Source organism: Afipia sp. GW821-FHT14H12 (genome assembly GCF_058803465.1).
Genome location: NZ_JBXAOZ010000005.1, coordinates 51,789 through 66,820, shown reverse-complemented (window position 1 = coordinate 66,820; position 15,032 = coordinate 51,789). Strand labels below are relative to the sequence as shown.

Here is a 15,032-nt window from a genome sequence, read left to right as displayed (position 1 = left end):
AAGGCTTAAGATCGCCGTCTTGCAGCGCACATAGCAATACGGTACCCCTTCTGCCGAAGATTTTGGGCGATCGGCCGACTTCGAGATTGTCCACCGCTCGCAATCTGTACCAAGAGACATCGGGGGATCCACGATGGATGTGAAGTCCAACACAAAACAAGCCACCCTTACCGTAGGCGACAAGAGCGTAAACTTGCCTGTCTACAGCGGCACGGTGGGCCCGGATGTCGTCGACATCAGCAAGCTCTACGCCCAGACCGGTATGTTCACCTACGATCCGGGCTTTACCTCCACGGCAAGCTGCCAGTCGAAAATCACTTACATCGATGGCGACGCAGGTATCCTTCAGTACCGCGGCTATCCGATCGAACAGCTCGCCGAACACGGCGACTTCCTCGAAACATGTTACCTCCTCCTGTACGGCGAGCTGCCGACCAAGGCGCAGAAGGACGATTTCGATAAGCGCGTCACGCATCACACCATGGTGCACGAGCAGATGGCGCGTTTCTTCCAGGCGTTCCGCCGTGACGCGCATCCCATGGCCGTGATGGTGGCCTCTGTCGGCGCCCTCGCCGCGTTCTATCACGACTCGACCGACATCAACGATCCGCAGCAGCGCATGATCGCCTCCATGCGGATGATCGCCAAGATTCCGACGCTCGCGGCGATGGCCTACAAATATTCGATCGGCCAGCCGTTCGTTTATCCGCAGAACCGGCTGCACTTCGCCGAGAACTTCCTGCACATGTGCTTTGCGGTGCCGTGCGAGGAATACAAGGTCAACCCCGTTCTCGCCGACGCGCTGGACAAGATCTTCATCCTCCACGCCGACCACGAGCAGAACGCATCAACATCGACGGTGCGCATCGCGGGATCGTCCGGCGCCAATCCGTTTGCCTGCATCGCGGCTGGCATCGCCTGCCTGTGGGGACCTGCACATGGCGGCGCTAATGAGGCCGCATTGGCGATGCTCGGCGAAATCGGAACCGTCGACAAGATTCCGGAATTCATCGCAAAGGTGAAGGACAAGAACAGCAATGTCCGCCTGATGGGCTTCGGGCATCGCGTCTACAAGAACTACGATCCGCGCGCCAAGCTGATGCAGCAGGCCGCGCATAAGGTTCTGAAGGAAACCGGCCACGGCAACGATCCGTTGCTGCATGTCGCCATGGAGCTGGAAAAGATCGCGCTGAGCGACCAGTACTTCATCGACCGCAAGCTGTACCCGAATGTCGACTTCTATTCGGGCATCACGCTGAAGGCGATGGGCTTCCCGACATCGATGTTCACCGTGCTGTTCGCGGTTGCCCGCACCGTCGGCTGGATAAGCCAGTGGAGCGAGATGATCGAAGACCCTGAACAGAAGATCGGCCGCCCGCGCCAGCTCTTCAACGGCTCGACCAAGCGCGATTACGTGCCGCTCGACCAGCGCAAGTAAAAGCTTCGAGACAGAAAACGGCCGGATCTTCCGGCCGTTTTTATTTTTGCGGCTTCATTTCCCGCAAGATAACGTCTGCCGCCTGCTCGCTCGGCGAGCGCCCGCCGGTGTCCATGATCCGATCGAGCTTCGCGAAAGCCTCAAGCTGGTGCCGACGCTGTGGCGTATCGTTCAGAACACTCAGCAACGCAGGCGCGAGGTTCTGCGCCGTGCATTCCTCCTGATGGAACTCAGGGATGACGTTCTCACCGATTACAAGATTGGCGAGGATGATCGAGGACACACGGACGACGCGACGTGCGATCCAGGCTTCCACCGCGCCTCCGCGATAGAGCGTCACCATCGGCACGCCGGCCAGCGCCAGTTCGAGCGTTACGGTTCCCGACTTTGCCAGCGCCGCGCGCGCATTGCGAAACGCAGACTGCTTCTCCGCTTCTGTCGTGACGATGCGCGGCCGTATTGGCCATTGCGCAACAGCCTCGTTCACAGCGTCCAGCAGATGCGGCAAGGTCGGCAGCACAGCTTCGACCACAAGCCCCTGCTCGCGTAGCGACGCCAATGTATCGCCAAACACCGGCATGTGGTGGCGGATTTCACCGCGACGGCTGCCCGGCAACAGAACAAGCACCGGTGGCGGCGTTTTCCGCCGCCGCGCTTCCTCCGCATCTGGCCGCAATGTATCGAGCCGTTCGATCAACGGGTGGCCGATATAGGTACAAGCCGGGCCGCCGAGGTTGAGATGCACATCGGGCTCGAACGGTAGCACCGCCAAGACGTGATCCACATAACGGGTCATCGCCCGCGCGCGGCCCGGACGCCACACCCATACCGTCGGCGAGACATAGTCGACGATGGGTATCGAAGGGACGGCCTGGCGAACCTTCTTCGCCACGCGGTGAGTGAAGTCGGGACTGTCGATGATCACCAGAATGTCAGGCCTGGCCTGGACGACCGCCGAAGCCGCCTCCCGGATACGCCGAAGCAGCATAGGAAGCTGCTGCGCGACTGCTGCGAAGCCGACGATCGCGAGATCGTCAATCGGGAACAGCGAGACGATCCCCTGCTCCTCCATTTCACGGCCACCGATGCCCGCAAACACAACCTCGTTGCCGAGCCGATGATGCAACTCCTTCATCAAGGCCGCGCCAAGGTGGTCGCCGGAAGGCTCGGTCGCAATCAGAAAGATTTTTCGCGGGCTCCCTATGACCTTCTGCGTCATGGTCAGGATTCCAGCCCGACGACGAAGATGCCGGTATTGTCCGCCGCCTCAACCATCGCTTGCGGTTCAGCGACAACCGAGTGTCCTGCCATCACAGCAATCCCAGCAAGGCCGGCTTCCGCTACCCCCCGGATCGTCTGCGGTCCGAGCGCGGGAAGATCAAGGCGCAGATCCTGCCCCTGCTTCGGCGCCTTGACGAGAACGCCCCGCCCGGGCTTCGCGCGCAACCGCCCGCTCTCTCGGAGCTCCTTGATCCGTACGAGCAGAGCATCGGTCCCCGCAATGTCCTCGATGCTCACCACATGGCCATCGATGACAACGACCGCCTGTCCGACATCGAACGGACTGATCGCTCGCAGCACCTCCCGCCCCTTCGCCGCATCATTCAGACTCGCTGCATCAGGTTGCGCATGCGTGAGGCAGCCGGATGGCATCAGGAGATCAGGTGCGAGGTCGCGCACGCCGAGCACGCGAAAGCCGCCGTCCTCGAACACCCGCGCCGTGGCTGACAAGATATGGTCGTCGCCGCCACGCAGGCCCTTCAAAATCCGGGGAATAAGCCGCATCGCCAGCCAGTCGAACCGCAGATCTTTGAACGCAGGCCGGACCAGATTGCCGATGAAGGTGATGTCGGAGCACCCTTCCTCGCGCAGCGCCTTCATGATCGAACCAAACTGGCCGACTGAAAACCAGTGATGGCGATAATTCACGATGCGCTGTGGATCGCAGAATCCCTTCAGGCCGATAAAGACCGGGGTGCGCCCCTGCGCGAGCAGGCTGTCGGCCAGCGCAAATGGAAGCACGCCACCTCCAGCAATCAATCCGACCGGATGTTGATGATCGGTCCGATTGTCCATCGTCATCCCGTTCAGGAGTGATCGGAATGAAACGAGGGAAGGCATAACGGCCGATTCCGATCGGCCGTTATAAAATCGAGAATGTCCAGAATCGCCGGATCGGAATCATGATCCTTTTGCAGCGCCGGCAGCCGTTCTGCGAAAACGCCGGGCCCAAAAAACAACTTATCGTAAAACGACCGCACGACCCTGAGGCGTGGCGGGGTAAACCCGCGCCGCTTCATGCCAACAATGTTCAGCCCCTCCAGACGAGCCCGCTGACCATTAGCCATGACATACGGGATGATGTCGTGAGTAACGCCAGACATGCCGCCGATTATCGCCTGTGAGCCGATCCGCGTAAACTGATGGACCGCCGACAGACCGCCCATGAAGACGAAATCGCCAACCTCACAATGACCGCCAAGCGTCGCCGATGTTGCGAAGATCACGTCATTACCAACGCGGCTGTCGTGACCGACATGTGCATTGTTCATAAAATATCCGCGATCTCCGACGGTCGTGACGCCGCCACCCGAGACGGTGCCCGCATTCATCGTCACGCCCTCGCGGATGGTGCAATTGTTTCCGATGACGAGCTTGGTCAGCTCGCCGCGATACCCGGTCGACTGCGGCGCTGTGCCGAGCGATGAGAACGGGTAGATCGTGCAGCTCTCGCCGATCGTCGTCGCGCCGGCGATATTGACGTGAGAAATGAGAGTCGTCCCTGCGCCGATCACGGCATGCGGGCCGACCACGCAAAAGGGTCCGACAGTAACATCGGCGCCGAGAACGGCACCGGATTCAACACGCGCGGAAGGATCAATCTTGGCCATGAACTCAATCCGCCAGCATCGCGCCGACATCGGCCTCGGCGACCGTGACACCATTCACCTTGGCATCACCGTGAAACCACCACATCGCGCGTTTCCGGTTCACGAGCCGCATGTGGTACGAAATCACATCACCTGGCCCCGCCGGCTTGCGGAATTTGCAGTTATCGATGGTGAGGAAGTAAACCGCCGTCGGCCGCTCGGTCTCGGTCGATAGCATCCCGATCACACCCGCTGTCTGCGCCATGCCCTCGATCATTAACACGCCCGGATAAATCGGCCGGTTCGGAAAATGACCCTGAAAGCACGGCTCGTTCGCCGTGACGTTCTTGATGCCGATGCCGCTGAAATCGTCGCGAATATCCACCACCCGATCAATCAGGAGGAACGGATACCGGTGCGGCAGGGTCTTCATGATGGTGCCGATGTCCACCGACTCCAAGCGTATTGGCGCTTGCGCTTCCATTATTGTTGCCCTTCTTCACTCGCACCCGGCAATTTCTTCGACTTGCCGCCGTTGAGACCTTCGCGGCCGAGCTTCTCGACCTCGAACAGTTCGCGGAAAAATTGCTTGATCGGCTTGGCGGGAGAGCCACCCCATTTCACATTTGCCGGCACCTCGCCGACGACGCTCGAGCGCGCCGCGAGCATCGAGCCCGCGCCGATGGTGGCATGATCGCTTACGCCGACGCGCGCGCCCAGCACGGCGCCATCGCCAAGCGTCGAACTTCCCGCCACACCGCTCTGGCTGACGATAATGCAGCGCCGCCCAATGGTGACGTTATGGCCAATCTGCACCAGATTATCGATCTTGGTGCCCTCGCCGATCACAGTATCGCGCAACGCCCCGCGATCGACCGTGGTGCCTGCACCGATCTCGACGTCGTTCTGGATCAGAACCCGCCCACGCTGAGGGACCTTCTTGTGCCCCTTCGGTCCGGACACGAAACCATAGCCATCCTGCCCGATCCGGCAGCCCGGATGGATGATGACATCGTTGCCGATGAAGCAATGCAGGATCGTCACGCCCGGGCCGATGCTACAGTTACGACCGATCTTGACGCCCGCACCGATTACCGTGCTGGCCCCAATCACCGTTCCCATGCCGATCTCGACATCGGGGCCGATCACAGCCAGTGGATCGACGATCACACCATCCTCCAGCAGCGCATCGGGATGGACGACGGCAGATTCGGCTATTCCCTCATTGCCGAACGAGGAGGCCGGCCGCAGGGTGTCGGCATAGAGCACGCGGGCAACCTCCACGAAGGCTGTGTACGGGTTGGCGACACGCAGCACAGCGATGTGGTCGGGCACGTCCGCCTGAAGGCTCGCGCTGACGAGGCAGGCTCCCGCATGCGAGCGATGCAGTTCCTCGCCGTATTTGCGCTTGTCGAAGAATGCGAGATCCCTGGGACCCGCCTGATCAAGCGTGGACGTTCCGCTGACAGTCTGCCCGGCCCGCGACGGGTCGGCCAATTGAGCTCCCGTCAGGGCGGCAATGTCACCCAAGGTCATGGGCTCCGGCTGCTTGAAAAAGCCCGGCTGCGTCATGCCTGCTGCCTCGCAGAATACTGGCCTTGAAAATCCATAATGGAAGCAGTCCGGAACAAATCATCCATAAAATCAAGCGGCCGGAGGTGATCCGGCCGCTTCAATTTCGGTGAAAACGAGCTGTGTCTCAAGCCCGGATCAGAACGAAGTACCGCCGCCGAACCGGAACTGCTGGACGCGGTCGCCGGTAACCTTGTTGATCGGCACAGCATAGTCGAACCGCAGCGGGCCAAACGGCGAGGCCCAGATCAGGCCGACACCCACCGACGAGCGAACCTTCATGGTGTCAGTGCCACCCAGATCAACATTCTGCCCGAGGTAGGATTGCACACCTTCGTATCCCCAAAGCGAACCGGCATCGGCAAATACGGCACCCTTCAGGCCGGTTTCCTTGGGCAGGAACCAGAACGGCATCTGCAGTTCAGCTGAAGCGCCCCAGTACTTGGTACCGCCCAACGCGTCGTTCGTCGTGCCAACCGTCAGATCACGCGGACCGATGCCCATCGGAGCGAAGCCACGCACGAGATTCGGCCCCATCTGGAAGTTGTCCAGCATGCGGACATTGCCCCAAGTGTTGCCGGCATTCGCAGCGCCGCCGCCCCCCCAGCCATTGAGGATACCACCCTGCAGATGGATGAAGCCGACGATGTCGGACACGACCGGCGTATAGAACTTCACGTCACCGGTGGACTTCACGTAGCGCACGTCGCCGCCGAGGCCCGCGAAATCTTCTGCCCAGGTGGCCAGAATACCGGAGGTTGGGTTCTTGTTGTTATCGAGGGTGTTGTAGGTCAGCGTCGCGCCTGCTGACGAGGTCAGGACTCTGCCGAATGCCAAGCCAGCCTTGACCGGCACCGAGGCTTCGCCATTCGCAAAGCATCCCGGCGTTGGATTGAATGGAATAACAGGATTGGTTGGGTCGTTATTACAATCCTGAAACTGGAACGGCAGTTCGATCTTCTGCTGCGAGATCGAGTAGCGCACCTGCAATGACAAATCTTCGCGCAACTGGAAGCCAAGACGCGGGCTGAAGCCGAACGTGTCGGAGTTGTATGACACGTAGCTGTTGGCCAACTGCTTGCGCTGATAGAGGTCGAGACCCAGCGCGACGCGATAGCCGAGCAGGTACGGCTCGACGAATGACAGCGTGTAACCACGCGCATACTGGCCGTACTGCACCGACGCCTTCGCGTACAGGCCGCGGCCCAACAGGTTGCGTTCGGAGACGCTGACTTCCGCGAGCGCACCGTCGGCGGTCGAGTAGCCGCCCGACACCGAGAAGTCGCCGGTTGATTTTTCTTCCACGTCGACGTTGACGATGACGCGATCCGGCGAGGAGCCCGGCTCCTGCGTGATCTTCACTTCCTTGAAGTAATCGAGATTCTTCAGTCGGCGCTCGGCGCGGTCGATCAGCGCGCGGTTGTAGGCGTCGCCCTCACCGATATCGAATTCACGGCGCAACACGTAATCACGCGTGCGCGTGTTGCCGCGGATGTTGATGCGCTCGATGTAGACGCGAGGCCCTTCCGTCACGTCGAACACGATCGAAACGGTGTGATTCTCGAAGTTACGGTCGCCGCGCGGCTTGACCTGCGCGAAGGCATAACCGCGGCGCGAGGTGTCGACCGTCATGTCCTCGACCGATTTTTCGACCGCCTCGACGTTGTAGACGGAGCCCACGCTGACGCGCGACAGAGAACGCAGCGTATTCGCATCGAACGAGGGAATCGTGGAATTGAAACTGATCGAAGCCACGCGGTACTTCTGGCCTTCCTCGATCTTGAAGGTCACGATGAAGCCCTTCACCGAGGGATCGTATTCGGTCAGCGCCGCAACAACCTGCACGTCCGCATAACCGTTCTTGAGATAGAAGCGGCGAATCAGGTCGCGGTCGGCTTCCACGCGATCCGGGTCGTAAACGTCGCCGGAGGAGAGGAAGGACAGGAAATTGGAGACGCGGGTCTTGATGATGTCGCGCAGGCGGTAGCTCGAGAACGCGTGGTTGCCGATGAAGTTGATCGCCTGCACGCCGGTCTTCTTGCCTTCCTGAATGACGAAGATCAGGTCGACGCGATTGTTCGGCTGCTCGATGTATTCCGGCGTCACCGTCACGTCATAGCGGCCGGCGTGGCGGTAAATCTCGATGATGCGCTGGGTATCGGACTGCACCATGGCGCGCGACAGCGTGCCGCGCGGCTTGGACTGCACCTCAGCGGTGAGTTGCTCGTCCTTGATCTTCTTGTTGCCTTCGAACACGACGCGACCGAGCACGGCGTTCTCGGACACCACGACCACAAGGCGGCCACCGCGATGTTCGATTCGGACGTCGGAGAACAGGCCAGTATTGATCAGCGCCTTGAGGCCATCGTCGACCGCGGCGTTGTCGAGGCGGCCACTCGGGCCCGGCTTGAAGTAGGAGCGGATCGTATCGGCTTCGATACGGCGATTGCCTTCAACCCCAATGGAAGCAACCGTCTGGGCATAAGCCGCGGTTACGCTAAAACCGACGGCAGCCACTGTCGCAGCAGGCGCAGCAAATAGAACCAGGGCAGCGGCCAGGCCACCCCGTAGACCCCGCAATCCAACCATCATGCGCTAGGCGCCCTTATCATTCCAAAGCCGACCCTCAAAAAGGGCCGGGAGATTCCCCAAAACATTGCCCGCTTGTAGCCAATTTTAACACTCGGGCAAACGTCCTTTCGCATCGAAAACCTAAAATCCCACCAAGACGTTGCCTATCGGCCACGGGTGGTAAAATCGTTACGATCCAGCGAGATGCAGGATGTCGTTGTAGGTGGCGAACACCATCAGCATCAGCACCAGAGCAAGGCCAAGCCGGAAACCCATTTCCTGCGACCTTTCGGACAGCGGACGCCCCCGAATTGCCTCCACCGCATAGAACAAAAGGTGACCGCCATCGAGCATTGGAACCGGAAACAGGTTCAAAAGGCCGATCGAGACCGAGAGCACGGCCGTCAGGTGGACCAGGGCGGCAAGGCCGATGGTCGCCACCTGCCCCGAGATCTGGGCGATTCGGATCGGCCCACCGAGCTGATCGGCGCTCGCGCGGCGGGTGAAGATGTCACCGATGTAGAGGATCGTGCTTTTGGCGACGAACCAGGTCTCCTTGACGCCGAGCCAGAGGCCCGTCGCCGGATCGACGCGCTCAACCGCATGCTCTCCCGGCGTTGCGGACCGGCTGATGCCGAGGATGCCGATCTTGTGGACGTTGTTGAAGCTGTCCTTCACCTCGCGCAGTTCGGGCGTGGCGGTGAGATTCTCGACGCGATCGCCACGCTTCACCGTGAAGTGCAGTTGCTCGCCCGCACGTGTGGAGACGATGCGCTGCATGTCCACGAAGGTTTCAATGGTCTGCCCGTCGATCGACGTGACAACGTCGCCCGGCTTGAAACCCGCTGCAGCAGCGGCGCTGTTGGCCTGCACGGTGTCGACCCGCGCACTGGTGTTGGGCTTGCCGTAGAATGTGAACAGGGCACCGAAAATCACGATCGCCAGAATGAAATTCGCGATCGGACCTGCCGCCACGATAGCGGCGCGGCGCGCAACGCTCTTGTGGTGGAAGCTATCCTGCCGCTCCTTCTCCGACATCGCGGCAAGCATCTGGGGCGCAGGCGTTGAGGCCTCGCTCGCATCGCCGAAGAATTTCACGTAGCCGCCGAGCGGAATGGCGGAGAGCTTCCAGCGGGTGCCGGTGCGGTCATTGAAACCGAACAGTTCGGGGCCAAAGCCGAGGGAGAACGTCAGCACGCGCACACCAGCCCAGCGCGCCACCAGGAAGTGCCCCAGTTCGTGGAAGAAAACGACGACCGTCAGGACAAACAGAAAAGGAATGAGATAGCCGATCAGGCCGTGGCTTAACGTATGGAAAGCATTGAAGAAAAAATCCACGTCCGTTCCTCGCGTGCAAGCCGCACAGGCCTGCTTCCCCAATCGTCTAGGATGCCTTTAAGGCAATTTGAGGCAAGAGGCCTGCTGCGGTTTTTCGCGCAGTATGGTCAACAGCCAAAGCCTCGTCCGCACTCTGCGGCGCCTGCGCCGTTCCCTTGGCCACCAGAGCCTCGAGCGTCGCTTCCACGAGCCGCGCGATGCCGCCGAACGGAATCTTGCGATCAAGGAATGAGGCAACCGCAACCTCGTTAGCCGCGTTGAGTACGGTCGGCGCTGCGCCGCCCGCCCGTAGCGCCTCCTGCACCAACCGCAGGGCCGGAAACCGGACCGGATCCGGCGCCTCAAAGGTCAGTTGGCCCAATGTGGCAAGATCGAGACGCTGGGCCGGACCGTCGATCCGGTGCGGCCAGCCGAGGCAATGCGCGATCGGCGTGCGCATGTCGGGCGCGCCCATCTGCGCCACCACCGAGCGGTCGGAGAATTCGACGAGGCCATGGATGATCGACTGCGGGTGCACCAGTACGTCGATCTGGTCGGCCTCAAGTTCAAACAGATGAAACGCCTCGATGATCTCCAGCGCCTTGTTGAACATGGTCGCGGAGTCGATGGTGATCTTGCGGCCCATGCTCCAGTTCGGATGCTTGAGCGCCTGCTCCACGGTCGCATTCTCGATCTGCTCGCGCGTCGCCGAACGGAACGGCCCGCCGGATGCCGTCAGAATGATGCGAACGAGATCTTCGCGGCGGCCCGCGCCGAGCGCCTGGAAGATCGCGTTGTGCTCGGAATCGACCGGCAGCACCGTCGCCTTGCTGGCAGCTGCGTGCTTCATGAAGGCTTCGCCCGCGCAGACAAGACATTCCTTGTTCGCCAGCGCGACGATCTCGCCGCGTCCGGCTGCGGCCATCGCGGGCTTGAGGCCTGCGGCACCACTCATCGCCGCCATCACCCAGTTGGCGGGACGAAGTGCTGCTTCCACGAGCGCGCCCTCGCCCGCCCCCGCCTCGATGCCGGAGCCCGCAAGCGCGTCTTTCAACTCGTCATACTTCGCTTCATCTGCAATCGCGGCAAAGCGTGCGTTGAGTTCGCGCGCGAGCTTCGCAAGCTCGGCGACATTGCTGTGTGCAGTCAAAGCCTCGACGCGATAGCGATCCGGTGCACGGCGCACCAGATCGACGGTGCTCTGGCCGATCGAGCCGGTGGCGCCGAGAATCGTGACGACACGATCGGCATGCAACATCGGTTCGCTTTGACGGAGAGGCACAACACTCATCAGATCACCAAATCATGAAACCACGGCCGATGCATCCGCGCCGGCACGCAAAAACCCGATCAAAGCCACGAAAATAATCGCAGCGACGAACCCATCGAGCCGATCCATCAGGCCACCATGGCCCGGAATGATCTGACTCGAATCCTTGACCCCGAAACGGCGCTTCACTGCCGACTCGAACAGATCGCCGAGTTGCGCCACCACCGACATCGCGAGCGCGAGAATGAGCAGCGGCACAAACCGCCCCCAGCCAAGCCAACTGACGACCAGCGCTACCACGGCGCTCAGAACAAGCGCGCCGATCGAGCCTGCCCATGTCTTGTTCGGGCTGACACGCGGCCAGAGTTTCGGGCCGCCGATGGCGCGGCCCGCGAAATAGCCGCCGATGTCGCTCGCCCAGACAACGAACAGCGTGAACATCAGCGCGTAAAACCCCATCGCGCCGTCGAGCCGCACCATTGCCGAGGCAACAAGCGCCGCCGCCGCGTAGATGAATCCCGCCGTGGTCCAGCGCCGCTGCTCCGTCGCCAGAAAGACGATCAGCGTGACGCCGAGAATAAACGCGGCCCACGCTACACCGCCCCATCCGAACCAGAGCGCCAGGCCGATCAGTTCGAGAGCGATCACGCCAGCGGCGAAGGTGCGTGGGTTGCGCGCCGGATTGACGATCTCGTGCCATTCGTAAAACAGGCCGACCGCGATCGCGGTGACCAGCAGCACCCAGAGCCAGCCGCCGGCGAATACGAACATCAAGGCCACCGGCGCCAGCAATGCGGCAGCAGCGATCCGCGCAATGAGATTGCGCGATCCCTTCACGGGGAGTGTTGGCGCGGAAGAGTCCGGCATCGCGCCGTTCACGATCCTGTCTTTGCGATCAGGCCGCCGAAACGGCGCTCGCGGGTCGCATATTCGGCAATCGCTCCTTCTAGGGCCGCCTTGTCGAAATCCGGCCAATGAATCGGCACGAAAACAAGTTCACTGTAAGCCGCCTGCCACATCAGAAAATTCGACAGCCGCTGCTCGCCGCTGGTGCGGATGATCAGATCAGGATCGGGGATGTCGGGCGCATCGAGATAACTGCCGAGCGTTTCGGCCGTGATCGTCGCCGGATCGCGCTTGCCTTCGGCGACCTCGACCGCCAGCCGCTGTGCGGCATGGGCGATTTCATGGCGCGAGCCGTAGTTGAACGCCACCACCAGCGTCAGCCGCGTGTTGTGGCGCGTCAGATCTTCGGCTTCCTTCAGGAGCGCCTTGATGTCCGGCTCCAGTCCCTCGCGCTCGCCGATGATGCGCACACAGACGCCGTCCCTGTGCAGGGAGGCAAGATCGTTACGGATGAAGCGGCGCAAGAGGCCGAACAGATCGCCGATCTCGCTCGCGGGACGCGACCAGTTCTCCGAACTGAAGGAGAAGATCGTCAGATATGAAATGCCGAGTTCATGCGCGGCGCGTAAAACCTTGCGCAGCGCCTCGACGCCGCGGCGATGCCCTTCCGCGCGCGGCAGTCCACGCGCAGCCGCCCAGCGTCCGTTGCCGTCCATGATGATTGCGACATGCCGCGGCGATCCGGTGTTTTCCGGCTCTCCAGTCTGCGGCGTGTCGCCTTTCAACATCGGTTTCTCTCAGACGGTGAGAATTTCTTTTTCCTTGGTGGCGAGCAGCTTGTCGATGTCGGCAATAGCGGCATCGGTCACCTTCTGGATTTCGCCGGACGCCCGCTCCTGCTCGTCCTCGGACATCTGGCGATCCTTCTCCAGCTTCTTGACGATGTCGAGGCCGTCGCGGCGAACGTGACGCACCGCGACCTTGGCCGCCTCCGCATATTTATGCGCGACCTTCACGAGTTCCTTGCGGCGCTCCTCGTTCAATTCCGGAATCCGCAGCCGGATCACCTGGCCCTCTGTCGCGGGATTGAGGCCAAGGTTCGAGTTGACGATCGCGGTCTCGACCGCCTTGACCATCGACTTGTCCCAGACCTGCACGGAGAGAAGGCGCGGTTCGGGGACGCTGACGGTTGCGACCTGATTGAGCGGCATGTGGCTGCCATAGGCTTCGACCTGGACCGGCTCGACCATCGAGATCGCTGCGCGCCCGGTGCGCAGGCCGCCGAGTTCGTGCTTCAGCGAATCCTTGGCGCCATCCATGCGGCGCTTCAGATCGTTGATGTCGAAACCGTTCGTCGTCATGAACTTCCGCTCCTTGTCAGCCAGCCACCATCGTGCCGTTGCCGGTGCCGTCCAGAATTGCGCCGATCGACCCGGATTCGGCGATTGAAAACACGATGATAGGCAATGAGTTCTCGCGGGCAAGCGCGAACGCTGTCGCGTCCATCACCTTGTAGCCGCCCTCGATAGCCTGGGAATGCGTCAGCCGTTCGAACCGCTTGGCGGTCTTGTCGACTTTCGGGTCGGCGCTGTAGACGCCGTCCACATTGGTGGCCTTCAGCACCGCCTGCGCGCCGATCTCGCTCGCGCGCAGCACGGCGGTGGTGTCGGTGGTGAAGAACGGATTGCCCGTGCCGCCCGCGAACAGCACGATGCGGCCGTCCGCGAGATAACGCAGCGCCGCCTTGCGGGTGAACAGTTCACAGACCTGCGGCATCGCCAGCGCGCAGAGCGTGCGCGCGGACTGGCCTTTGCGCTCCAGCGCCGATTCCAGCGCGAGGCAGTTCATGACGGTGGCGAGCATACCCATGGTGTCGCCGGTCGGCCGCGACACGCCGCGCGAGGATACATCCACGCCGCGGAAGATATTGCCGCCGCCCACGACGACGGCGACTTGAATGCCGCGCTCCACCGCCTCGATGAGGTCGCCTGCAACGCGGTCCAGTGTCGGTTGATCGATGCCGAAAGGCTGGTGGCCGGCGAGATACTCGCCGGACAGTTTCACCACGACGCGACGATAGAGCGGCTCACCCATGACGCGTTGTCCCTTCCAGATCGGTTGAGCGGAAGTCTCCGCTCAGCCCTGTCCGGCAGCGGCGGCGACTTCGGCGGCGAAATCGGATTCTTCTTTCTCGATTCCCTCGCCGAGAGCATAGCGCACAAATCCGGCAACCTTGATAGGCGCGCCGACCTTGCTTTCGGCTTCCTTCACGGCCTGGGCGACGCTCTTGCCGCTGTCATGAATGAAGGCCTGCTCCAGCAGGGTGACTTCCTTGTAGTAGGTCTTGAGGCCCGATTCGACGATCTTCTCGATCATCGCAGCCGGCTTGCCCTGCTGGCGGTACTTGTCGGCCAGCACGTCCTTCTCGCGGGCAACCACCTGCGGGTCGAGACCGGCGGCGTCCAGCGCCTGCGGATTGGCGGCAGCGACATGCATCGCGAGCTGGCGGCCGAGGGCTGCCAGTTCGTCGGCCTTACCGGTCGATTCGAGCGCGACGATCACGCCCATCTTGCCGAGGCCGTCAGTGACGGCATTGTGCACGTAGCTGGCGACCACGCCATTGCCGACCGAGAGCGTAGCGGCACGGCGCAGCGTCATGTTCTCGCCGATGGTGGCGATCGCGTCGTTGATCGCGGCTTCCACCGTGACGGCGCCGACCTTGGCAGCCTTGATCTTCTCGACATCGGCGCCAGCGTCGAGCGCGACCTGGCCGATCATCTTGACGAGGCCCTGGAACTGCTCGTTGCGGGCCACGAAATCGGTTTCCGAGTTGACCTCGACGACAACGCCCTTGTTGCCGGAGACAACCGCGCCGATCAGGCCTTCGGCGGCGACGCGCCCGGCCTTCTTCGCGGCCTTTGACAGGCCCTTCTTGCGCAGCCAGTCCACCGCGGCGTCGATATCGCCGTTGTTTTCATTGAGCGCCTGCTTGCAATCCATCATGCCCGCGCCGGTCTTTTCGCGCAGATCCTTGACCATCGCTGCTGAGATCGTTGCCATCGTCAAATATCCTCTCGCCTGCAGTTCGCGGCTGCGGTGCCGCATGCCATCGTCTTACAGGGCGTTTCTTGCCTGAAAATGATGCGGC

At 61.7% G+C, this 15,032-nt stretch carries 13 protein-coding genes and 1 pseudogene; 1 reads left to right on the top strand and 13 read right to left on the bottom strand.

Going from position 1 to position 15,032, the window contains the following annotated elements; translation table 11 throughout:
- The first annotated feature begins 133 nt into the window (after positions 1-133).
- A complete protein-coding gene (gltA, locus tag AC1RNA_RS16805) occupies positions 134-1,438 on the top strand; it encodes a citrate synthase (RefSeq protein ID WP_009340742.1) in 1,305 nt (434 codons plus the stop codon).
- 40 nt (positions 1,439-1,478) lie between these two features.
- Here the strand turns inward: gltA and lpxB are convergent, their stop codons facing one another.
- The 13 genes and pseudogenes from lpxB to tsf form a co-directional block, all read right to left on the bottom strand.
- Entirely contained in the window at positions 1,479-2,657 is a 1,179-nt protein-coding gene (lpxB, locus tag AC1RNA_RS16800; protein ID WP_492951824.1) for a lipid-A-disaccharide synthase, read from the bottom strand.
- Positions 2,658-2,659: 2 nt separating this feature from the next.
- Positions 2,660-3,514, bottom strand: coding sequence for an LpxI family protein (locus AC1RNA_RS16795; RefSeq protein ID WP_492951823.1), 855 nt, complete (start codon positions 3,512-3,514; stop codon positions 2,660-2,662).
- Between the two features lie 11 nt (positions 3,515-3,525).
- Complete coding sequence (lpxA, locus tag AC1RNA_RS16790) at positions 3,526-4,329, bottom strand: acyl-ACP--UDP-N-acetylglucosamine O-acyltransferase (protein WP_492951822.1); 804 nt, start codon at positions 4,327-4,329, stop codon at positions 3,526-3,528.
- Positions 4,330-4,333: 4 nt separating this feature from the next.
- The gene (gene fabZ / locus AC1RNA_RS16785; protein WP_002715663.1) at positions 4,334-4,792 is read right to left on the bottom strand and encodes a 3-hydroxyacyl-ACP dehydratase FabZ; all 459 of its coding nucleotides are present in this window, start codon (positions 4,790-4,792) and stop codon (positions 4,334-4,336) included.
- Complete coding sequence (gene lpxD, locus AC1RNA_RS16780) at positions 4,792-5,880, bottom strand: UDP-3-O-(3-hydroxymyristoyl)glucosamine N-acyltransferase (RefSeq protein WP_492951821.1); 1,089 nt, start codon at positions 5,878-5,880, stop codon at positions 4,792-4,794. Before lpxD ends, fabZ begins: the two co-directional genes overlap by 1 nt.
- Positions 5,881-6,018: 138 nt before the next feature.
- Positions 6,019-8,472 carry an outer membrane protein assembly factor BamA gene (gene bamA, locus AC1RNA_RS16775; protein WP_492951820.1) on the bottom strand — a complete coding sequence of 818 codons (2,454 nt, stop codon included), beginning with the start codon at positions 8,470-8,472 and terminating at the stop codon, positions 6,019-6,021.
- A 168-nt stretch (positions 8,473-8,640) separates the two neighbouring features.
- Positions 8,641-9,789 carry an RIP metalloprotease RseP gene (gene rseP, locus AC1RNA_RS16770; RefSeq protein ID WP_492951819.1) on the bottom strand — a complete coding sequence of 383 codons (1,149 nt, stop codon included), beginning with the start codon at positions 9,787-9,789 and terminating at the stop codon, positions 8,641-8,643.
- Positions 9,790-9,835: 46 nt separating this feature from the next.
- Positions 9,836-11,059: a 1-deoxy-D-xylulose-5-phosphate reductoisomerase gene (gene dxr, locus AC1RNA_RS16765; protein ID WP_492951818.1), complete on the bottom strand. Its 1,224-nt coding sequence runs from the start codon at positions 11,057-11,059 to the stop codon at positions 9,836-9,838.
- Positions 11,060-11,063: 4 nt separating this feature from the next.
- Positions 11,064-11,905, bottom strand: a pseudogene (locus AC1RNA_RS16760) (phosphatidate cytidylyltransferase).
- An 8-nt stretch (positions 11,906-11,913) separates the two neighbouring features.
- Positions 11,914-12,672, bottom strand: a complete 759-nt coding sequence (locus tag AC1RNA_RS16755) for an isoprenyl transferase (RefSeq protein ID WP_492951817.1) — start codon at positions 12,670-12,672, stop codon at positions 11,914-11,916.
- A gap of 9 nt (positions 12,673-12,681) precedes the next feature.
- A complete protein-coding gene (gene frr, locus AC1RNA_RS16750) occupies positions 12,682-13,245 on the bottom strand; it encodes a ribosome recycling factor (protein ID WP_492951816.1) in 564 nt (187 codons plus the stop codon).
- A 16-nt stretch (positions 13,246-13,261) separates the two neighbouring features.
- Entirely contained in the window at positions 13,262-13,978 is a 717-nt protein-coding gene (gene pyrH / locus AC1RNA_RS16745) for a UMP kinase (RefSeq protein WP_492951815.1), read from the bottom strand.
- A 42-nt stretch (positions 13,979-14,020) separates the two neighbouring features.
- Entirely contained in the window at positions 14,021-14,944 is a 924-nt protein-coding gene (tsf, locus tag AC1RNA_RS16740) for a translation elongation factor Ts (protein ID WP_492951814.1), read from the bottom strand.
- Between the last annotated feature and the right edge of the window lie 88 nt (positions 14,945-15,032).

Excerpts from the sequence above, each read along its gene's own strand:
- gltA (WP_009340742.1), top strand. The coding sequence starts at position 134 with ATGGATGTGAAGTCCAACACAAAACAAGCCACCCTTACCGTAGGCGAC.
- lpxB (WP_492951824.1), bottom strand. The coding sequence starts at position 2,657 with ATGACGCAGAAGGTCATAGGGAGCCCGCGAAAAATCTTTCTGATTGCG.
- AC1RNA_RS16795 (WP_492951823.1), bottom strand. The coding sequence starts at position 3,514 with ATGGACAATCGGACCGATCATCAACATCCGGTCGGATTGATTGCTGGA.
- lpxA (WP_492951822.1), bottom strand. The coding sequence starts at position 4,329 with ATGGCCAAGATTGATCCTTCCGCGCGTGTTGAATCCGGTGCCGTTCTC.
- fabZ (WP_002715663.1), bottom strand. The coding sequence starts at position 4,792 with ATGGAAGCGCAAGCGCCAATACGCTTGGAGTCGGTGGACATCGGCACC.
- lpxD (WP_492951821.1), bottom strand. The coding sequence starts at position 5,880 with ATGACGCAGCCGGGCTTTTTCAAGCAGCCGGAGCCCATGACCTTGGGT.
- bamA (WP_492951820.1), bottom strand. The coding sequence starts at position 8,472 with ATGATGGTTGGATTGCGGGGTCTACGGGGTGGCCTGGCCGCTGCCCTG.
- dxr (WP_492951818.1), bottom strand. The coding sequence starts at position 11,059 with ATGAGTGTTGTGCCTCTCCGTCAAAGCGAACCGATGTTGCATGCCGAT.
- AC1RNA_RS16755 (WP_492951817.1), bottom strand. The coding sequence starts at position 12,672 with ATGTTGAAAGGCGACACGCCGCAGACTGGAGAGCCGGAAAACACCGGA.
- frr (WP_492951816.1), bottom strand. The coding sequence starts at position 13,245 with ATGACGACGAACGGTTTCGACATCAACGATCTGAAGCGCCGCATGGAT.
- pyrH (WP_492951815.1), bottom strand. The coding sequence starts at position 13,978 with ATGGGTGAGCCGCTCTATCGTCGCGTCGTGGTGAAACTGTCCGGCGAG.
- tsf (WP_492951814.1), bottom strand. The coding sequence starts at position 14,944 with ATGGCAACGATCTCAGCAGCGATGGTCAAGGATCTGCGCGAAAAGACC.